Here is a 21319-nt window from a genome sequence, read left to right as displayed (position 1 = left end):
GTGAACAAACAATATTTTTGCCCTGCCTTTAAATAAGGCATTTAAACTTTCAATTAAGAATAGCATGCGTCAGATAGCTTTCAGACAAGCCTTAAGAGAAGCCCTGCAGGAGGAATTTCGCCGTGATGAACGCGTATTCCTGATGGGGGAGGAAGTAGCCGAATACAATGGTGCTTATAAAGTGAGCCAGGGAATGCTGGATGAATTTGGTCCAAAGCGTGTAATTGACACGCCGATTGCAGAACTTGGGTTTGCCGCCATTGGAGTAGGTGCCGCTCAAAACGGCCTGCGTCCGGTGGTAGAGTTCATGACCTGGAACTTTGCGGTGCTGGCTTTGGATCAGATCCTCAATACCGCCTCCAAAATGTTGGCGATGAGTGGTGGACAGGTAGGATGTCCGATCGTTTTCCGCGGACCAAACGGTTCTGCAGGACAGCTGGGAGCACAACACTCCACCGCATTCGAAAGTTATTATGCCAATATCCCCGGCCTGAAAGTAGTATCCGTATCTAATCCATATGATGCAAAAGGTTTGCTCAAAGCGGCTATCCGCGATGACGATCCGGTTGTTTTCATGGAAAGTGAGGTAATGTACGGCGATATGGGCGAAGTACCTGAAGAAGAATACATCATCCCTATCGGTAAAGCTGATATCAAACGTGCCGGTAAAGACGTAACCATCGTTTCTTTCAACAAAATGATGAAAGTAGCTTTGGGCGCTGCAGAAGAACTGGCGAAAGAAGGTATCGAAGCGGAAGTAATTGACTTGCGTACCATCCGTCCGCTGGACTGGTTTACCATCCTCGAATCTGTAAAGAAAACAAACCGCCTGGTAATCGTAGAAGAACAATGGCCATTCTCCAGCGTTTCTTCCGAAATCGCTTACCGTATCCAGAAAGAAGGTTTCGACTACCTGGATGCACCTATCCGCCGTATCACTGCACAGGATGCTCCTATGCACTATGCGCCTAACCTGGTAAAATTATACCTGCCGGATATTGAGCGTACCGTGAAACTGGTGAAGGAAGTAATGTACATGAAGAAATAGCAGAAAGCTTAAAGCATAAAGCAAAAAGCCATTGAGGCGAATGATATGAGCGGATACTACTCACTTTGATCATTCGCCTCAATGGCTTTTTGCTTTATGCTTTAAGCTTTCTGCTCAGGAAAACAAATCGCTCGATAAATACCGGTCGCCGCGATCGCAGATGATGCTAACGATAACGCCACTACGTAACTCGCGTGATAACCGTGCTGCTGCTGATACAGCGCCACCACTGCTCATTCCACAGAAAACAGCTTCTTCTTTGGCCAGTCGTTTGGTCATCGCCCGGGCATCGGCCTCATCAATATCCATAATCCGGTCTACCCGCGATTTTTCAAATATTTTAGGGAGATAAGCCTCCGGCCATTTACGGATACCCGGAATCTTCGATCCTTCTGTAGGCTGACAACCTACAATCTGTACATCGGGGTTTTGCTCCTTCAGGAACCGCGATACGCCCATAATGGTGCCTGTAGTGCCCATCGCACTAACAAAGTGCGTTACTTTCCCTGCCGTATCCCGCCAGATTTCCGGTCCCGTGGTTTTGTAATGCATGCCGTAGTTATCGGGATTAGCAAACTGGTTCAACATATAATAACCACCCTTCGCTACTTTGTCGTTGGCATAATCGATAGAACCTTCCATCGACAATTCTTTGGGCGTGAGCGTTACTTTGGCCCCATATACTTCCATGGTGAGCACCCGCTCCCGCGTGGCATCTGACGGCATTACCAGTTCTATTTCCAGTCCAAACAGGCTGGATATCATGGCCAGCGCAATACCTGTATTGCCGCTGGTGGCTTCAATCAGCTTCATGCCCGGCTTAATATCCCCTCTGTCCAGCGCTCCCTTGATCATGCCATAGGCGGCCCGGTCTTTTACACTACCTGCGGGATTATTGCCTTCCAGTTTGGCGAATATTTTCACTTCCGGGTTTTCCGAAATGTGCTTTAATTCTACCATCGGCGTGTTGCCGATCAAGTCTATGATGGATGCCATGTGATTAATCTTGGTTTGTATCTGAATATTTATGTTCTGCTTTGTAATAAATGCGGGAAAACGGTTCTACGCTTTTAATCAACCACACATTCCCTCCAATGACGCTGTGGTGGCCTATTACGGTGTCGCCCCCCAGGATAGTGGCCCCGGCATAAATCACTACATGCTCTTCAATGGTAGGATGCCGTTTGCTGCGCGCCATTCCTTTTTCCACGCTCAATGCTCCCAGGGTAACTCCCTGGTATATTTTTACATGAGGCCCGATGATGCTGGTTTCCCCGATGACAATACCCGTGCCATGGTCTATACAACACCAGGGCGCAATCACAGCCCCCGGATGTATGTCTATGCCCGTGCGGGAATGGGCCAGCTCCGTAATCATACGGGGTAATACCGGTATCTTCAGGTTATACAGGGCATGCGCAATACGGTAAAAGGCAATCGCATAAAAACCAGGATAAGCACGGATCACCTCATACATACAGGAGGCGGCCGGGTCGCCCTGGTACATGGCGCTGGCATCTTTGGTTAATTCGTCATAAATAACCGGCACCTTGCCCATAAAGGCCTGGCTCAGGGAGGAGGCATCGGTGGGCAATTGGTTGGCCATGGAATGCAATAGTTGCTGCAACTGTGTTGCCAGCTGAATACTATATTGCTCTAATAACTGCGGATCAGCAATTACCTGCCCCTTATGTTCCGGAAATAACCAGTTCACCAGGTTACTGACAAAATCATCTACTGCACCGGTCGCGGGATAGGCATTAGCTGCTGCCAGCTGATGCCGCCGTTTCAACTCTTCAAGAAACTCATTCATATGCGGATGTAATTACAGGGATGGGCACTTTATATATATATTGAAATTACGCATAAATCCTGTAAAGGTAGTAGACAAGTGGAGAAATGTCAAGTCAGTAGCCGGATACTATTACAGCCTTGTTCCGCTCCACTCATAAGCGCCTTCCATAATCAGGTCAAACACAGGATCTTTGATATCATAATAGGCATCTGCATTGTTGGGAAAATACCTGGCCAACTCCTGTTTGATCACCCCATACGCCTGTGCGGCATGCGGATGGGAATGCAGGTAATCGCGGCACAACAGGGCACAGCGCTGGTTAAACCGCCCTGCTACCCGTACATGGAGATTGATCCGTCGTTGCTGTTTGAAATAAAAGTGTTTTTCCAGCTCCGGGTCCGCCAGGTCTGTTCTCCCCGGCGGCCGGTGATCGGCCAGGTGATATTTCCGCTCATACCCGAGTTGTTCCAGTAAGGGTTGTATGGGCTGTTCCAGGGAGGGCACTGTTACCTGCACGTCTATGACGTCTTTGGCAGGCATTCCCGGTACACTGGTAGAGCCGATATGGTCAACAGCCAGGGCATAATTACCTAATACCGCCTCCAGGCGGGCGGCTATCTCCTTAAATTCTTCCGGCCAGCGGGAGCTGTACGGTGTCATCTCAATTGTATCCGACATGTTAAATGATATGATATATCCTGCAATTTTAACTGATTAATCTTTATTTTTGCCCGTTGTATAAATGGCAGGTATTTGCCGGTCGTACAAAATTAAACCTGATTATGGCTAATATTTTAATAATAGACGACGAAAAAAGTATTCGTAAAACACTCACGGAAATTTTAAGTTACGAGGGGTATAAAGTAGATGAGGCAGCAGATGGAATGGAAGGATTTAAAATGTTCCAGGCAAAGTCTTACGATGCCGTATTATGCGACATCAAAATGCCTAAAATGGATGGACTGGAATTCCTGGAAAAAGCCCGGGAAGTGAATGCGGATATTCCTATCATCATGGTATCGGGGCATGGTAATATCGATACTGCCGTTGATGCCGTGAAAAAAGGCGCCTATGATTATATTTCCAAGCCGCCAGATCTGAACCGCCTGCTGATCACCCTGCGCAATGCGATGGATAAAACCACGCTGGTCACCGAAACCAAAACCCTGCGCCGTAAGGTGAACAAGGTGCCGGAAATGATCGGTCAGTCTTCTCCATTACTGAAGATCAGGGAAACCATTGAAAAAGTAGCGCCTACCGACGCCCGTGTATTGATTACCGGTGAAAACGGAGTAGGAAAGGAACTGGTAGCGCGCTGGCTGCATGAGCGCAGCAATCGCGCAGCAGCGCCGCTCGTAGAGGTGAACTGTGCCGCTATCCCCAGCGAACTCATAGAAAGTGAACTATTCGGCCATGAAAAAGGTTCCTTTACTTCTGCGGTAAAGCAACGCATCGGTAAATTTGAACAAGCCAGTGGCGGTACCCTTTTCCTCGATGAAATAGGCGATATGAGCCTCAGCGCCCAGGCCAAAGTACTGCGCGCCTTACAGGAAGGTAAAATTACCCGCGTGGGCGGCGACAAGGAAATCAGTGTGGATGTACGCGTGGTGGCAGCTACCAATAAAGACCTCCTGCAGGAAGTGGACAGCAAAAACTTCCGCCTGGATTTGTATCACCGCCTGAGCGTGATCCTTATCCATGTACCTTCCCTGAACGATCGCCGGGAAGACGTACCTTTGCTGGTAGATAGCTTCCTCGACAGCGTTTGCAATGAATACGGTATTGCGCGTAAAGCTATCGATAAAGATGCGATGAAAGCGTTGCAAAATCATAACTGGACAGGTAATATCCGGGAACTGCGCAACGTAGTGGAAAGATTGATCATCTTGTCCGGCAAAACAATTACCGCAGAAGATGTAGACGATTTTGTGGTGCCGAATCGCGATAAGAAAAAAGTAAGTTCTTAAGAGAGATATGCAAAAGCAATTGTACCTGATCAGTGGGCTGGGGGCCGATGAGCGCATTTTTAACAATCTGCGCTTTGGGCCTGGCTACGAGGTACATTACCTGCAGTGGATTACGCCATTGCCAGATGAACCCATCGGCCAGTATGCCGCCCGTATGGCGCAAGGCATCCGGGCCGATGGGCCGGTAACGCTGCTTGGCGTTTCCTTTGGAGGCATTATGAGCCTGGAAATTGCCCGGCACATACCCATCGCCAAAAACATCCTGGTATCCAGCATCAAGCGTACCGCCGAAAAGCCGCCTTATTACAACTGGGTGAAACGCCTGGGCATTCATAAACTCCCCGACCAACTCCTTTACCAGCGCAGGAATGTGATTGTGAAAAAGTTTCTCGATATCGAAACCGAAGCAGAAAGGGCACTGGTAAATGAATATCTCGCTAAAAAAGATTATATCTATACCCGCTGGGCAGTAAATGCTATCCTGCACTGGGAAAATGAACAGGTACCCGAAGGCCTGGTGCATATCCACGGCGCCAAAGACCATCCTTTCCCCGCCAGGTACCTGACACCTACTCACCTGATCCCCGATGCCGGCCACTTCATGGTGCTCAACCGCGCCGATGTCATTAACCAGATCCTGGAAACGGTATTGTAAAGTTATCCAGCGAATAAATACCGGTTATTTGATGTGTGGTATATTACATATTCGAAAAATATAATAAATTGTCTTTTAATCTATTTTTAAGAAAACTTTTGTAGCGGAATAGCTACTGGCAAACGGCAGAATATTATATTTGCCTTTTTAAGCATCTAATAAGCGAAACTGAATGAACCTGGCATTTTGGAAAAAAAACAAAGACAGTCAGCCAAAGAAGAAGAAATCTCAGGCTAGAGAATGGTTAGACGCTGGTATTTTCGCTATCATAGCAGCCACGCTTATCCGCACCTTCATTTTTGAGGCATATACGATCCCTACTCCATCTATGGAGAAAACATTGCTGGTAAACGATTTCCTGTTTGTTAGCAAGATCAGTTACGGGCCCCGTATTCCAATGACACCGCTGGCAGTACCTTTTGTGCATCATACCCTTCCCTTTACGAAATCTGCCAAAGCTTATTCTGAAGCTGTAAAATGGAAGTACAGGCGTTTACCAGGTTTCTCTGATATTAAACGCTATGATGTAGTGGTATTTAATTTTCCTGAAGGAGATACCGTAGCGATAGACTCGCCGGATCCAAGTTACTATAACATGGTAAGACAGAATGGCTGGCAGGCTGTTCATAATTCCTTCCAGATCATTCAACGCCCGGTAGATAAACGCGAAAACTATATCAAACGTTGTATGGGACAGGCGGGAGACACACTCCGGATTGTTCATGGCGCCGTATATATCAATGGGCAGGCAGCACCGGTACCTCCTGGCAGTCAGCACAAATACGTAGTAGAAACTACCGGTGATCAACTGAATCCCAGCAGGCTCGAAGAATTGGGCATTGCTACTACTCCTCCTGATTTTTTCCAGATCGATGCCAACAAGTTTCTCTATAACCTGACACCAGACAATGTGGCCGCTCTGAAACAATTCCCCATCGTGAAGAATATTACGACGTATGAATCATCTGCTTTCTCAGATTTCAACTATAATGATATCTTCCCGCATGACTCTGCGCATTTCAAATGGACAGATGAGAACTTCGGTCCTATGTACATTCCAAAGAAAGGGGCTACTGTGAAGCTGGATGAAAGCAATATTGCTTTGTACGATCGCATTATCCGCGTGTATGAAGGCAATACGCTGGAAAGAAAAGAGGGTAAGTTCATCATTAATGGCCAGCCTGCTGACGCTTACACGTTTAAAATGAACTACTACTGGATGATGGGGGATAACCGCAACAATTCGTTGGATTCCCGCTTCTGGGGCTTTGTTCCGGAAGATCACGTAGTAGGTAAAGCCTGGTTGATCTGGATGAGCTATGGAGAAGGTGGTATCCGCTGGAGCCGCATCTTCAGAAATATCAAGTAAGTAATTGTCCTGAATATAATTTAAAGTAAATTACGGACCGGCCTTTTGCCGGTCCGTAGTCGTCTTTACCCCGGCCTGCCGTCAGGAAAAGACCTGCCATCAACCCTTTACAACTGCTCATATGGAAAAACAACAGCTGCATATCGATTACATCGTATACAATGATATTAATGGTTTGGAAGATGCGGATGCATGGCTGCTGAAAGAAGCGAGAGAAGTAACCGCGCATGCGTATGCGCCTTATTCGCATTTCCAGGTAGGCGCGGTGATCCGCTTGGCCAACGGAGAAATTGTGGCAGGTACTAACCAGGAAAATGCATCGTTCCCTATTGGTCTTTGTGCAGAACGGGTGGCGCTGGCCTCTGCCGCCTCTGTATATCCGAATGTAGATATAGATACCATTGCTATCAGCTATCATAATCTCAAAGGTGATAGCGGGCACCCCATTTCTCCCTGTGGTATGTGCCGCCAGGCGCTGGCTGAATATGAAATGAAACAGGAAGGCGCTATCAGGCTTGTTCTCGGTGGATTAACCGGTAAGGTATATTTGATCAACCGCGCCAATGACCTGCTCCCATTATCTTTCAGCGGAGAAGAACTGGGTTGAGCAGCAACTTAATCTTTAATCATATTAAAAAATATTATTTATAATTAATTTATTATATACATTTGCCGGGTATCCTTAAATGCCCGGACATGAAACCCTGTCAGCTTTTAGCCACCTGCAGCCTGTTATTACTGGTTACTGCAACCAGGTGTGAACCGGTAATACGTTACTTTGATACAAAAGCAATAGCTTGTTGCTATCCCTTACGGCTACACGTTGATAAGGATACGCTAAAAAGTGTGTGGCATTATCAACAATTGGCACACGACTTGTACGGAAGACGGCGCTTTAAAAAAGCCATTGTACAATGGAAACGGGTATTGCACTTGCAACCTACAAATGCTTTTGCTATGTTTATGCTCGGAAAATCGTATATGGGTGCAGGTGAGCAGGAGCGCGGAGCGGCGATTTGCGATGAAGCAATTATATTGAGTGAGGCCTCAACGGCCGACAGACATATTTGCCACAGTGTAGATGGTTTTTAAAAACAGCGCATAAAGGATAGGCAAGCTCCTTTTTCGCTGCGCTGCTTGCTGTGGTATTTTCTTCGGCAACTTTCGCCACGGTGGCGGTAAGTTGTCAACGCTGCGATCCGTCAGGCTCGCAGCGTTTTTTTTCACGCAAAGGAGTGAAAGGAGCAAAGCCGCAAAGATGAATGCTGTTGTAGCATTTCTTTGCGGCTTTGCTCCTTTGTCACTTTGCGTGAATTACATCCTTTCCGGTACCCGGATACCCATTAATTTCATGCATTGCGCAATGGTATGCGCAGTAATCATGATAATCTGCAACCGTAATTTTTTCTTCTCTTCGGTGACGGCACGCAAGATAGAGTAGGTAGGCACGCCTTCTACTTTCTCTCCATAGAACGAGTTAAATGCCTGTGCCAGTTGGAAGGCGTAATTGGCAATTACCGCGGGGCTCAACTCCCGGTAAGCTTCTGCCAGTACTACGGGGAACTGCTCATTCAGTATAATCAGCTCTTTCTCCAGCGGCAGCAATTCACCGCTATAGTTAAAGGACGGTAAGTCTGCTACAGCGCCTACTTCCCGGATAATAGATTTGATACGCGCATAGGCATACTGTACAAATGTGGCGGTAAACCCGGTTAAACTGATAGATTCTTCCGGGTTGAAGATCATTTTCTTCTTAGGATCAACCCTCAACAGGAAGAATTTCAATCCGCCCAAACCTATTGTTTCATATAACGTATGGAGTTCCTCTTCTGAGAATGAGTCCAGTTTTTTGCCCAGTTCGCTGGTCTGTTTGGCAGCTGTTTCCACCATTTCGGTAATCATGTCATCGGCATCTACTACCGTACCTTCCCGGCTTTTCATACGACCATGCGGTAATTCCACCATGCCATAACTGAGGTGCAGGATGCCCGGAGCCGCCGGCTCGCCCAGCTTTTGCAGGATCAGTTGCAGTACCTTGAAGTGATAGTTTTGCTCATCTGCCACTACGTACACGCTTTGATCCATATGGTAATCTTCATATTTCAGGCAGGCCGTACCCAGGTCCTGGGTCATATAAACGGAAGTCCCGTCACCACGCAGGAGCAGCTTTTCATCCAAACCATCGGCGGTAAGATCAATCCAAACGGAATTATCTTCCTTTTTGAATAGTACCCCTTTCTCCAATCCTTCGGCCACGATGTTTTTACCTAACAGGTAAGTTTCACTTTCATAATACATCTTATCGAAATCGATGCCCAGGCGTTTGTAGGTTTCATCGAATCCTTCATATACCCAGCCATTCATGGTGGCCCAGAGCTCCCGTACTTCATGGTTGCCGGCTTCCCATTGCTGCAGCATGATTTTAGCCTGCTGCATGATCTCTGTTTTATTACGCGACATCTCTTTGATGTCGTCCATAATTTTGCTGGTTTTGTCTTTGTCGTCCTTTACTTCCGGCTTATGCAGGGCAGTTACCAGTTTCTCCAGTTTTTCTGCTTCGGTGGCGTCAAAGTCCTGGAAGTCTCTTTCCAATGCCCGGTCAATGATCAATTCCGCCTGTTCTTTCACCACCGATTCAAATTTCACGTAGTAGTCGCCCACCAGGTGATCTCCTTTAATACCGGTAGTTTGCGGGGTATCGCCATGTGCAAATAATTGCCATGCCAGCATGGATTTGCAGATATGAATACCACGGTCATTTACCAGGTTGGCTTTAATCACTTCAAAACCGTTTGCTTTCATAATTTCTGCGATGGAGTATCCCAGGAAATTATTACGCAGATGCCCTAAGTGTAATGGTTTGTTGGTATTGGGAGAAGAATACTCCACCATGATCTTTTTACCATTGGCAGGTTGTATCCCGATGTTGGCGTTACTGTAGTTTTGCTGTAAGAATTGGGCCCAGTAAGCATCATTGATGCTCAGGTTAAGAAACCCTTTTACCACATTGAATCGCGTAATCAGTTCAGGATGATGCGCTACCAGGTATTCCCCAATGCGCTGTGCTGTTTCTTCCGGTTTTTGCCGGCTAAATTTTGTGAAAGAGAAAACTACAATGGTATACTCGCCTTCGAACTCAGGTTTGGTGGTATTTACCGAAATATCGGCTACCGTTAATGACTGGTCGTAAAGCGATTTAATGGCGGTCACTGCGGCCGTTCTGATAGATTGTACAACACTCATGCGGAAAATGATTAATGCGAGGGGCAAAGATAGTCAATTAGCGGAAAGCTTAAAGCAGAAAGCGAAAAGCTATTATAGTGAATGATCCTGGCAGATAAAAATCGCAATGGTCATTCGCTATAATAGCTTTTCGCTTTATGTTGTAAGCTCCTTAGCTCCTAGAACGTATAAAACACGCCAATCTGCGCTACAGAGTTCTTGCTGTCTATTTTATCGGAGTCGTATACATTAGTTAACCCGAAGTTATAACGGCCGCTGATACCCAGGCCCATATCGAATTTATAACCAAAGCCAAAGCCCAGGCCGAAATCTACAGACTTCATCTGGTCTTTTACATCCAGTGTAACGCTACCGGATTTTACTTTGGCAGCAGTGAGGATACCCAATTGGGGACCGGCTTCCAGGTAAAATTCAGGAACGATGGAGTATTGTACCATTACCGGGATATTCACATAGTTTAATTTAGTAGTACCGGAATTGCTGATCAATCCCCAAAAGGCGCTATGCTCGAACTTAGTGCCTTGGGTGGAGTACAATACCTCCGGTTGGATCGCCCAGTTTTTATCCAGTTCAAAGTTGACCAGGCCGCCGGCATTAAAGCCAGCCAGGGTTTTAGACCCGTCTGTATTCGTGAGTTTAGAAATATTCAATCCTCCTTTTACGCCAAATTTTACGTTTTGTGCCTGTACAGCCAGCATCGTTCCTATAGCTAATACACCAGACAGAATAAATTTTTTCATGATATGTAATTTATGTAGGCGCATTTGGCAAGAAGCATGCCGGTTTGAGCACTACCCAAAAAGGCTAGCCCCCGGAAAAGCTATAAATCCTTGAGCATCCAGCTGTCACAGCCAAAATGGCCGGTGTTGCCCATAGGACCTGTCAGGTACCTGAAACCGAATTGTTCATATACTTTCCGGGCGCGGGCCAGTTCGGGACTGGTTTCCAGGTAGCAATGCGTATAGCCGTGCTGTTTAGCATAGGAGAGACACATCGTGATCAGCTTGCCGGCCAGGCCTTTTCCGCGGGCCTCCGGCAGCAGATACATTTTTTGCAGCTCGCATACCGTGTCGGGACCGCCATCCAGCGGGTGAATACCTGCCCCGCCAATGATCCTGCCATCCATTTCAGCGATGTAATAAATGGCGCGTGGGATGTCGAACAACACCGACAGGTGGTCTGTAGTCGGATCTGAAAAGGCGGTGCCCTGCTTGTTCATGCCGAATTCTGTCAGGGTAGTTTTTACGATGTTGGCAATGATCGGGTTGTCTGCAGGTATGATGGTTCTGATAGAGATGGATTCCATTAAATAAAAATAGGGATTTCGGTCTTAAACCGAAAATCCCTATTTGCTTTTATTATTAACAACTATTGCTAAAATATCGTAAACTCAACCCTACGGTTCTTCTGGCGGCCGGCAGCGGTTTTATTGCTGGCAATCGGCTGTGTCATGCCATAGCCAACAGCTTCGATTTTAGACGCGTTCACGCCTTTGCCTACCAGGTAAGCTTTGACGGATTCGGCTCTTTCTCTTGACAGGGCGAGGTTTCTCGCTTTGCTGCCTACGTTGTCTGTATGGCCACTCAGTTTGAGGTTCAGGTTTTTGCGTATCAGCAGGTCTGCCACGCGGTCTAATGCCGGGTAAGAATGTGGCTTGATACTGGCTTTGGCAAAATCGAATTCAAGGTTCTGGATGGCTTCTTTTACGATACGGTTATCTTCTTCCGTAATCACTATTTTTTCTTCTTTTTTCTCAATAACCGGCACAGGCAGCGGGCAGCCGGAGCCATCCACTTTGGTGTTGGCCGGTGTACCGGGGCATTTATCGAAGAAGTCGGAAACGCCATCGCCGTCGCTGTCTTTTGTCAGTTTATCCACGTCAGCAGTCAACCTGGCATTGTTTTGATTGGCAGCGTCGAGGGAAGCCGCCAGGGTAGTCTTTTGTGCTTCCAGCTCATCGTACATAGCCTTGGCGGGGTTATGCCACTGCAACTGCTTTTTGCCTTTCTTGCCCAGGGCAAACTCCAGCCCTGCATAGCCATAGGAATACTTATCCTTATTAGGGCCATGGTAATACCCATCCAGGTTATCTCCATCGGTGTAGTACATGGTGTAGCCCAAATCGAGGTTCACCACTTCTGATAATTTAAACTTCAGTCCGGCGCCTACGGGTATAATCAGTTCTTTGATAGCCTTGTTATCGGTCTTGTAATCCACTTTAGTTCCGTTGTTTAGCTCCAGGGTAGGCTTATATCCGGCCAAACCTCCTCCCACGGATGCATAGAGCTGTACAAAGTTTTCGCGGAATAGCCAATTCACCGTGGTGATATTAAATACTGCGTTCAGCGTGGCAGACCAGGGGAGTTTGGTTTCATAAGATTTGTAAGGGCTTACCAGGGGAGCGCCATTGCCCAGGTTTTTGCTGTTATCTGCCTGTAATTTACCACCTACATAATCGGCACGCAGGGCCAGGAAATGAAGTAACTGGTATTTCACATAGGCGCCATAGCCGAAGGAACCTTTCCACTTGGTGAAGTCGTTACTGCCACCAGTCGCCGCCACAGGTGCCAACATGCCACCATTTACTCCAATTGACCACGTTTTATAGTCGCTGGGGCCCTGGAACAGTCGAACGGAAGGAGTGGCGCCGGCAGGTTGGTGCTGAGCCTGGCTCATCATTGGGGGGAGTGCTAACAGCAAGCATGCTGACCTCCATAGAATGGATTTGTTCATAAGATTAACATTAGGTTACACAATTTGCACGAATAAAAATGGGTAGGTCTGGGAATAAAATAGGGCAGAGGAAGGCGAGGTTATGAACAATTTGTCGCTTAATTTATTTAGTTATTGGACGTTCTTGCAGTATCCAATTGGTTGAGCCACTAAATATTACATCAAATATAGGGGACCTGACTGACATAATTTCATATTTTTTTGCTTGGCATAATCATTGACAAACGAACGACAAACAGAAAACAACTTACAACTAAAGGATAATCTTTAATACTATGGGAAAAATAATAGGCATTGACTTAGGAACTACCAATTCATGCGTTGCCGTAATGGAAGGTAACGAACCGGTAGTGATTGCCAATGATGAGGGAAGGAGAACAACCCCATCTGTAGTGGCTTTTTTGAAGAACGGAGAAAGGAAAGTAGGTGACCCTGCAAAGCGTCAGGCTATTACCAACCCCGTAAACACCATCATGTCAGTAAAACGTTTCATGGGCCGTCATTTTGATGAAGTAACCAACGAACTGACACACGTTACATATAAAGTGGTAAAGGGTGATAATAATACTACCCGTATAGATATAGAAGGCAGATTATATACTCCACAGGAAATTTCCGCTATGGTACTTCAGAAAATGAAGAAAACTGCGGAAGACTACCTGGGACAGGAAGTAACCGAAGCGGTAATTACGGTTCCTGCTTACTTTAACGATGCACAGCGTCAGGCTACCAAAGAAGCAGGTGAAATCGCCGGCTTAACTGTTCGCCGTATTATCAACGAACCTACTGCCGCTGCCCTGGCTTATGGCCTGGATAAAAAACATCATGACAGCAAAATCGCCGTATTTGACCTTGGTGGTGGTACCTTCGATATCTCCATCCTGGAACTGGGTGATGGCGTATTTGAAGTAAAATCTACCAATGGTGATACTCACCTCGGTGGTGACGACTTCGATAAAGTGATCATGGACTGGCTGGCAGATGAATTCAAGAAGGATGAAGCAGTAGATTTACACAAAGACCCCATGTCATGGCAACGTTTGAAGGAAGCTGCTGAAAAAGCAAAGATTGAACTGTCTTCTTCCCAGGAAACAGAAATCAACCTGCCTTACATCACTGCTGTAGATGGCGTTCCTAAACACTTAGTGAAAAAATTAACCCGTGCTAAATTTGAGCAACTGAGCGACAGCCTGGTGGAAAGAACACTGGAGCCTTGCCGTAAAGCGCTGAAAGATGCCGGCATGAACACTTCCGAAATTGATGAAGTAATCCTGGTAGGTGGTTCTACCCGTATTCCTAAAATCCAGGAAGTAGTAGAAAAATTCTTCGGTAAAAAACCTAACAGAGGTGTAAACCCCGATGAAGTAGTAGCGGTGGGTGCTGCTATCCAGGGTGGTGTATTGACCGGTGAAGTAAAAGATGTACTGTTACTCGACGTTACGCCACTGTCACTCGGTATCGAAACCATGGGCGGTGTAATGACCAAACTGATCGAATCCAATACCACTATTCCTACCAAGAAGTCTGAAACCTTCTCTACAGCAGCAGATAGCCAGCCTAGCGTGGAAATCCATGTATTGCAAGGGGAAAGACCAATGGCTAACCAGAACAGAACACTGGGCCGCTTTATCTTAGGTGATATTCCTCCGGCTCCACGTGGTGTTCCACAGATCGAAGTAATCTTCGATATCGATGCCAACGGTATCCTGCATGTAACTGCAAAAGATAAAGGCACCGGTAAAACACAGAACATCAAGATCGAAGCAGGTAGTGGTTTGAACAAGGATGAAATCGAAAAGATGAAAGCCGAAGCGAAAGCCAACGAATCCGCCGATAAAGAACAACGCGAAAAAATCGAAAAGCTCAATAAAGCAGACAGCCTGATCTTCCAAACTGAAAAACAGGTGAAAGAATACGGTGATAAACTGCCTGCTGATAAAAAAGCGACCATCGAAACTGCGCTGGACAAACTGAGAGAGGCACACAAATCACAGGACAGTGCACAGCTGGATACAGCTACTGCTGAACTGGAAGCTGCCTGGACTGCTGCTTCTGAAGAGCTGTACAAAGCTTCTCAGGGTCAGCCGGAAGGCGGTCAGCCAAACGGTGGCGAGCCACAAGGCCAACCTAATGCTGGCAATGATGGCGTAACTGACGCAGAATTTGAAGAAGTGAAGTAAGCGAAAGCTGAAAAGCATATAAAACTAATAAGCCGAAGGCCGGTGCATTCATGCACTGGCCTTCGGCTTATTAGCTTCCTCCTTTGCCTGCTTTTTCTTACTTTGCAGGAACCTGATGAACTACAGATTACGTTTTTATCTCCGTTACCGTACCTATTACGGGCAGAATCTTTACCTGCTTGGTAACTTACCCGCATTAGGCAACGATGTGCCTAAACACGCACATGCCATGCGCTGGCTGAATGAAGACTGGTGGTATACCGACATTCAGCTGCCCCCCGGTGAAACGTTTACCCTGCAATACCAATACCTGGTCCGGGAACTGGAAGATGTGCGTTATGAAGGACAAGTAAGAGCCTGTACGATTACCCCTGGCGCCCACCAGGAGATTGTTTTTACGGATACCTGGAATGATGCCGGCCACCCGGAAAATGCCTGGCTCACAGCTCCCTTTTCCCGTGTTTTTTATAAAAGGCCGGTGGCACCGGCGCCAGGCTTTACCACAGCTACTCACATATTCCGTGTACAGGCGCCCCTCCTGGATGCCGGTAAAACGGTATGCCTGTTGGGAAGTAATCATCAAACCGGCAACTGGAATACGGCTCAGCCTTTGCTGCTGCAGTATGATGCCCAGGGTTGGTTTTCCGGGGCGCTTCAACTCCCTGGTGTGCCGGTACCACTTTTGTATAAATACGGGATCTACGACCTGGAAGCCAAACGGTTCCTCTACTATGAGGACGGTGAAGACAGGCAGCTGCAAACGGCAGCCATCGCCGGTCGCCAGGTAATATTGCACGATGGTATCCTGCGTATCCAACATACACCCTGGAAAGGAACCGGTGTAGCGATACCCGTATTCAGCCTGCGCAGCGCCGAGGGATTTGGTACAGGCGAGTTTGCCGACCTGCCACAGCTGGCAGCCTGGGCACAGCGCCATCACCTGCAACTTATACAGGTACTCCCGGTAAATGATACCATCCAAACTAATACCTGGAAAGATTCATATCCCTATGCGGCTATCTCTTCCTTTGCCCTGCATCCGCAATACATACGCCTCCAGGATGTAGGCGTGCTGCCGGATCAGCACCCGTTACAGCGGCAATTCGGGCGGTTACGGCAATGGCTCAATGAAAAAGAAACGGTCGACTATGAAACGGTCATGTCCTTTAAACTGGCCTACCTGCACGCTTTATATGAACAAATGAGCGCGCAGCTCCAGACGCCGGATTACTGGCAGTGGTTTGCCGCCAATGAATACTGGCTCCTGCCTTATGCAGCCTTCTGCTATTTAAGGGAACAATATAACACCAGTGATTTCAGCCAATGGCCGGAATATAACGTATACGACTATACAGCCATCAGCCGGCTGATGGCTGGCAGCGAAGCGGCGGCCAGTGCGGCGCATTACCATTTCTTTGTACAGTATCACCTGCATCGCCAGCTGGTGGCTGCTACTACCGCTATTCACCAGCATGGGGTTGCCCTCAAGGGAGACATTCCCATCGGGGTAGCCCGGCACAGCGTAGATACCTGGATGCATCCGGCATATTATCACCTCGATATGCAGGCCGGCGCCCCGCCAGATGGGTTTACCGCCACCGGGCAAAACTGGGGATTCCCCACCTGGAACTGGAAACAGATGGCCGCCAACGGCCTCGAATGGTGGCAGCAACGCCTGCGGCATATGTCCGTTTATTTCGACGCCTTCCGTATCGACCATATCCTCGGTTTCTTCCGTATCTGGCAAATACCCGCTGATGCCATTCAGGGACTGCTGGGATATTTTCATCCAGCCATACCCGTTAGCCGCGAGGAAATAAGGCAACGGGGCATCGACTTCGACGAAAACCGGTACTGCCAGCCCTATATCACACAGGCTATACTGGAAGAGGCTTTCGGCAACTATGCCGGCATCATGAAAGATAAACTGATGATTCCCCTCGGAGACGGACGTTATCAGTTGTTGCCAGAATTTAATACCCAACGTAAAGTGGCCGCTGCTGCCCTGCCGGAAGCAGTAAAGCATATACTCTGTCATTTGATCGCAGATGTATTGTTTATCCGGGTTACCGACCGGAACAGAACGTTGTACCATCCCCGTTATGACCTGGCCGCTACCCGCTCTTTTGCCGCGCTTGGCAAAAAAGAACAGAACAGCCTGTTGGCGCTGTACCACGACTATTTCTATGTACGGCAGGAGAGCTGCTGGCGCAAGGAAGCCATGCATAAACTCCCCCTGATCAAACGCGCTACTAATATGTTGATCTGCGGGGAAGACCTGGGCATGGTGCCCGATTGTGTACCCGGCGTAATGCAGGCGCTGGGAATATTAAGCCTGGAAGTAGAGCGCATGCCTAAGTCGGCAACAGACAGCTTCACTGATTTAAACAAGGCGCCCTACCTGTCGGTACTGACCCCCGATACACACGATATGAGCACCCTCAGGGGATGGTGGGAAGAAGATCCTGTTCGCTCCCGGGAATACTACCGGGAACAATTATACCAGGCTGGTACCGCCCCTGCAGCAGCCACCCCGGCGCTATTGCAACAAATTATTACCCGGCATATACAAGCGCCTGCCATGTGGCGCATCTTTCAATTACAGGACCTGCTGGCAGCTGCCGGGCATCATGCACAGGTACACCCGGATGCAGAAAGAATTAATATCCCTGCGGTAGCATCGCACTATTGGCGGTATCGTATAGCCAAGCCTATCAACGACTACTGATCTCTTTAAGAATGTATGCAGCTTAATCCGTAATTTGTTATTTCATCAAACGGAATAGCATCCTATTATGAACCTGGCGCTTTACCCTTATGAACTAAAGTTTCGTTATACTTTTACGATCTCCCGTAAATCAAAGGATGTGCAACCCCTGCTGGTCGTAAAGCTGGAGCAGAACGGTATCAGCGGCCTGGGAGAAACCGCCGATAATGCTTATTATAACATGACGGTGCCCCTGTTAATGCAGGCCATCGAAGAGCATCGCCTGTTTATTGAAAACTATCAGCTCACCACTCCGGCAGCATTCTGGCAGGATATGTACCCACTGCTGCAAGACAATATGTTTGCCCTTTGCGCCCTCGATATTGCGGCATGGGACCTCTACGCTAAACAACAACAAAAGAAATTGTATGAAGTATGGGGATTGGATACCCGCCATAATCCCCTGACAGATTATACGATTGGGATAGATACGGTGGAGAACATGGTGCGTAAGCTGCAGGAATTTCCCTGGCCTATCTATAAAATAAAACTGGGCACCAAAGAAGATATAGCCATCATCAAAGAGCTGAGAAAGCATACCGATGCTGTTTTTCGTGTAGATGCCAACTGTGCCTGGGGCGTAGAAGAAACTTTGCACAATGCCATCGCGTTAAAGGAGCTGGGCGTTGAATTTATAGAACAACCCATGGCCGCCGCCGACAAAGCAGGCATGAAGCGGGTATACGAAAACGTGGTACTGCCGGTAATAGCAGATGAAAGTTGTATCGTAGAACAGGATGTAGCCGAATGTATCGGCTATTTTCATGGCATCAACATCAAACTCACCAAATGCGGTGGTATCACCCCGGCGCTGCGTATGATTACAGCCGCTAAGCAGGCAGGTATGAAAGTGATGACAGGTAGTATGAATGAAAGCACGGTTGGTACTTCGGCAGTGGCGCACTTGCTTCCATTCCTGGATTACGTGGATATGGATGGGCCGTTGTTGTTGGCGGAAGATACGGCCGATGGCATTACAATGGAACACGGCCGTATTATATATGCCAACAGAACAGGAACGGGCGCCACGTTATTACGTTGATCCTGTTTGTTTATAACACAGGATAACCGGGCCATAGCACGCTGGCATAGTCGCCCAGGGACGCATTTACCGCATCCCGTACGGCGGGTACCCCGCAACGGGGATAATCCCTGGTAACAATAATTCTGTCTGCATACGCCTGCAGCAGCGCGGGCGATGAAATGATGCCCGCCAATGATCCTTTTGCCGTCAGTTGCATACCCGTAGATGAAAAGGGCCATTGCATGGCGGTTTCCCTGATATGCATAACCAATGCATCCTGTGCATCCAGTTTCCTGGTTAAGCTGAGCAGGTCGGGCAAATACCTCAGGCAAAGATCGGCGCTGTAAATGCTGTCGGCATTGATACGCCCCGTATAAAGAGATAACCCCGGCAACACCTTGTTGGGCTGTATGCTGCGGAGCATGATCAGCCGCACTGCCTGGTAGATGTAGGTGGCTGCCCACAGGGCGGCATCGGGATCAAATTCCGGTGCGGTAGCGGGCATTTCCAGTTTGTCGTGGTGATAATAATCTGTCAGTACCTCCAGTGCATCGGCAGATGCAGCCGGCAAGAGGGGGGGAAGATCATCTACTACAGCTATTTGTCCTTCGCGTACAAGGTGGTTAATAAACGCTGATAAGTTCATAGGTTAGCATTTGGCCGTTTGCCACGATGCGCGGGCAGCGGATAACGTTGAAACGACAAAATAGCAAAAAATAGCTATTCTTCCTCTTTCCAGGTTTGGGCAAGGAATACGTAATCCTCTATATATCCGGTAGCGATGATGGTTTTACCTACCAGCGGCATCAGGGCATCGGGCATAAAAGGGTTGGCGCCTGCCGGGCGTATGAGGTAGTCGCCCTGGTCGGAAACCAGGTATACCGCCAGGTGCTCGCTTTTGCTATGTCTGCCAAATGTGCGCAACACCAGGCGCCCCGTAAGCGTCACAAAGGGATGGTCTTTATCATCCCGGTTCGTTTTATCTGCTGACATATTCACGATATCCCAGTATTTGATTGTTTTTTTCTTTTACCACCAGGACCTTGGTTAAAGGTGTGTCCCCATTGGCAGTTGATTCCGAAAATACATGAAATTTTACAGATGGCATGGAGCTATGTGCTTCTTCTTTGCCCATGTCTTTATTTTTTTTGTTGACATATATTTTCTGTGTGCGTGTTTTAGCAAAGCTTTTTTCATCGAGTAATTGATGTAGGGCAGTGTGCAGTGCGGGGTCTGTGGCATGCCCGTCATCAGACGGCTGTGGTACGGCAATAAAATCGTCCAGCATTTTGCCGCGGGCTTCCAGGTTATCACGGCGGTTCTGCAGGGCATTAACAAAGGGAGCCTGTGCACTCGTGGCGCTGGGATCTTTGTCGTTGATAACCGGTTGCAGGGAAGGATCGCCCAACAGGTAAAACTGTGCGGTTGTTTTCAGCTCATAAGGATCCAGGGTAGGACCCATTTCATGAAGGAACCGCTGTCTTGCTTCCAGCAAAGCCCTGCCGGTGGAGGCGCCATTCAGCACATTGATCACAAAATACTGGGTGAGCAGGTCTGATAGTCCCTGCCCGGTAGGCGGACCATATGCGATATTGGTGGCGCCTACAAAGGCCAGTGCATGATTAAGCAGGTAGCTATTGGCCATACTCATCCGCCGGGCGCTGTTTTTCTTCGGATCGAACAGTTGCCCGCCATAGCAGCATTCGGCCGCTACGATGGTGCCAAATGCAATTTTGTTGGTGAGTATATCCGACCGCAATGCCATCGGGAAATCAGCAATTTTCTGCCCGTAGTAAGCGGGATTGTTGATGGCGCCGTGACAGTTGAGGAAATGTGTTTTAGGCTGTAATTGCTCCGCTGTCCAGTTAGTACCCGTAAAACTTGGATCCCCGGGAAACAGCTGTAAGCTGTTGTGATTCCCGAAAATGCTTTGCAGGCTGTTTTGCGTTGAATCCTGCCAGTCAAAGGTACTGAGCGAAAAGTAGGGCAGGTATTCGCTCCGGGTGGAGGGAACAGCCGTAATAATATTGTTGATCAGTGTATGTAAGTACGCGGGATCGCCTTGTGCCGGTACATCCGGTAAGCGTCCTACCACCCGGGTAGGTGCAATAAATTTACCCGGATCTGTGTCATAGGGTGTATCACAGGCATATGGCAGATCGCTGGGAATGACGGCATCCGGATCGTTTTCCCCCGGCAGCAGGTTTTTCAGGCGCTGTAGTGGAATAATATCCTGTGCGCCCAACAGCAGTAGATATCCCGGCGAGAAAAAACGGTACAGGTCATCGATGGCTTTCTTATGCTGTGCATCATCAGTGACATCTGTTACCGCCGTGGCCTGGCAGGATTGCATCTGTGCCGCATCATCCAGGAAAATAACATGCGCATCCAGGTGGCGACTGACGTCAAAGGCCAGTAATGCGTTAATGTCATCCAGTATCTGTTGATGTGCATCACCATATTTGGCCTGCAGCGCTGATTTATTGGTTATTATGAGTTTGGTAGTCAGCATATTTGTATTGGGGGATGCCATTTTAT

19 protein-coding genes are annotated in these 21319 nt (G+C 47.9%); 9 read left to right on the top strand and 10 right to left on the bottom strand.

Features of this window, described 5'->3' with window-relative positions:
* Nucleotides 1–52: 52 nt before the first annotated feature.
* Complete coding sequence (locus tag HGH91_RS14375; RefSeq protein ID WP_410493797.1) at nucleotides 53–1048, top strand: pyruvate dehydrogenase complex E1 component subunit beta; 996 nt, start codon at nucleotides 53–55, stop codon at nucleotides 1046–1048.
* Between the two features lie 114 nt (nucleotides 1049–1162).
* On the opposite strand, the gene cysM is transcribed toward HGH91_RS14375, so the two are convergent.
* The 3 genes from cysM to HGH91_RS14360 all read right to left on the bottom strand — a co-directional run bounded on the left by cysM (nucleotide 1163) and on the right by HGH91_RS14360 (nucleotide 3521).
* Nucleotides 1163–2077: a cysteine synthase CysM gene (gene cysM, locus HGH91_RS14370; protein WP_410493796.1), complete on the bottom strand. Its 915-nt coding sequence runs from the start codon at nucleotides 2075–2077 to the stop codon at nucleotides 1163–1165.
* Entirely contained in the window at nucleotides 2049–2861 is an 813-nt protein-coding gene (locus HGH91_RS14365) for a serine O-acetyltransferase (protein WP_168739245.1), read from the bottom strand. The genes cysM and HGH91_RS14365 overlap by 29 nt, the downstream gene beginning before the upstream one ends.
* A 111-nt stretch (nucleotides 2862–2972) precedes the next feature.
* Complete coding sequence (locus HGH91_RS14360; protein WP_168739243.1) at nucleotides 2973–3521, bottom strand: GrpB family protein; 549 nt, start codon at nucleotides 3519–3521, stop codon at nucleotides 2973–2975.
* 104 nt (nucleotides 3522–3625) lie between these two features.
* On the opposite strand from HGH91_RS14360, the gene HGH91_RS14355 reads away from it, so the two are divergent.
* From HGH91_RS14355 to HGH91_RS14335, 5 genes are all read left to right on the top strand, one after another.
* Nucleotides 3626–4810: a sigma-54-dependent transcriptional regulator gene (locus HGH91_RS14355; RefSeq protein WP_168739241.1), complete on the top strand. Its 1185-nt coding sequence runs from the start codon at nucleotides 3626–3628 to the stop codon at nucleotides 4808–4810.
* 7 nt (nucleotides 4811–4817) lie between these two features.
* Nucleotides 4818–5465: an alpha/beta fold hydrolase gene (locus HGH91_RS14350; protein ID WP_168739239.1), complete on the top strand. Its 648-nt coding sequence runs from the start codon at nucleotides 4818–4820 to the stop codon at nucleotides 5463–5465.
* A 172-nt stretch (nucleotides 5466–5637) separates the two neighbouring features.
* Entirely contained in the window at nucleotides 5638–6834 is a 1197-nt protein-coding gene (lepB, locus tag HGH91_RS14345) for a signal peptidase I (RefSeq protein WP_168739237.1), read from the top strand.
* A 121-nt stretch (nucleotides 6835–6955) separates the two neighbouring features.
* A complete protein-coding gene (locus HGH91_RS14340; protein ID WP_168739235.1) occupies nucleotides 6956–7441 on the top strand; it encodes a cytidine deaminase in 486 nt (161 codons plus the stop codon).
* Between the two features lie 89 nt (nucleotides 7442–7530).
* On the top strand, nucleotides 7531–7926 hold the full coding sequence (locus HGH91_RS14335) for a tetratricopeptide repeat protein (protein ID WP_168739233.1): 396 nt from the start codon (nucleotides 7531–7533) through the stop codon (nucleotides 7924–7926).
* 222 nt (nucleotides 7927–8148) lie between these two features.
* Here HGH91_RS14335 and argS read toward each other — a convergent pair whose 3' ends face one another.
* From argS to HGH91_RS14315, 4 genes are all read right to left on the bottom strand, one after another.
* A complete protein-coding gene (gene argS / locus HGH91_RS14330) occupies nucleotides 8149–10077 on the bottom strand; it encodes an arginine--tRNA ligase (RefSeq protein WP_168739231.1) in 1929 nt (642 codons plus the stop codon).
* Nucleotides 10078–10235: 158 nt separating this feature from the next.
* Entirely contained in the window at nucleotides 10236–10817 is a 582-nt protein-coding gene (locus HGH91_RS14325) for a porin family protein (protein ID WP_168739229.1), read from the bottom strand.
* A gap of 80 nt (nucleotides 10818–10897) precedes the next feature.
* Entirely contained in the window at nucleotides 10898–11383 is a 486-nt protein-coding gene (locus HGH91_RS14320; protein WP_168739227.1) for a GNAT family N-acetyltransferase, read from the bottom strand.
* 68 nt (nucleotides 11384–11451) lie between these two features.
* Nucleotides 11452–12756 (bottom strand): OmpA family protein, encoded by a 1305-nt coding sequence (locus tag HGH91_RS14315; protein ID WP_247651747.1) that lies wholly within the window; start codon nucleotides 12754–12756, stop codon nucleotides 11452–11454.
* Between the two features lie 329 nt (nucleotides 12757–13085).
* Between HGH91_RS14315 and dnaK the strand changes: the two genes are divergently transcribed.
* From dnaK to HGH91_RS14300, 3 genes are all read left to right on the top strand, one after another.
* Nucleotides 13086–14990: a molecular chaperone DnaK gene (gene dnaK / locus HGH91_RS14310; RefSeq protein WP_168739223.1), complete on the top strand. Its 1905-nt coding sequence runs from the start codon at nucleotides 13086–13088 to the stop codon at nucleotides 14988–14990.
* A 115-nt stretch (nucleotides 14991–15105) separates the two neighbouring features.
* Entirely contained in the window at nucleotides 15106–17718 is a 2613-nt protein-coding gene (locus HGH91_RS14305; protein WP_168739221.1) for a 4-alpha-glucanotransferase, read from the top strand.
* A gap of 67 nt (nucleotides 17719–17785) precedes the next feature.
* The gene (locus HGH91_RS14300) at nucleotides 17786–18799 is read left to right on the top strand and encodes a dipeptide epimerase (protein ID WP_168739219.1); all 1014 of its coding nucleotides are present in this window, start codon (nucleotides 17786–17788) and stop codon (nucleotides 18797–18799) included.
* 10 nt (nucleotides 18800–18809) lie between these two features.
* Here the strand turns inward: HGH91_RS14300 and HGH91_RS14295 are convergent, their stop codons facing one another.
* The 3 genes from HGH91_RS14295 to HGH91_RS14285 all read right to left on the bottom strand — a co-directional run bounded on the left by HGH91_RS14295 (nucleotide 18810) and on the right by HGH91_RS14285 (nucleotide 21314).
* Nucleotides 18810–19427, bottom strand: a complete 618-nt coding sequence (locus tag HGH91_RS14295; protein ID WP_168739217.1) for a hypothetical protein — start codon at nucleotides 19425–19427, stop codon at nucleotides 18810–18812.
* Nucleotides 19428–19501: 74 nt separating this feature from the next.
* Nucleotides 19502–19774, bottom strand: a complete 273-nt coding sequence (locus tag HGH91_RS14290; protein WP_168739216.1) for a hypothetical protein — start codon at nucleotides 19772–19774, stop codon at nucleotides 19502–19504.
* Entirely contained in the window at nucleotides 19761–21314 is a 1554-nt protein-coding gene (locus tag HGH91_RS14285; RefSeq protein WP_168739214.1) for a C25 family cysteine peptidase, read from the bottom strand. The genes HGH91_RS14290 and HGH91_RS14285 overlap by 14 nt, the downstream gene beginning before the upstream one ends.
* Between the last annotated feature and the right edge of the window lie 5 nt (nucleotides 21315–21319).

Source organism: Chitinophaga eiseniae (assembly GCF_012641265.1).
In the GTDB taxonomy this organism is placed as follows: domain Bacteria; phylum Bacteroidota; class Bacteroidia; order Chitinophagales; family Chitinophagaceae; genus Chitinophaga; species Chitinophaga eiseniae_A.
This window is presented reverse-complemented; position numbering and strand designations above follow the sequence as displayed.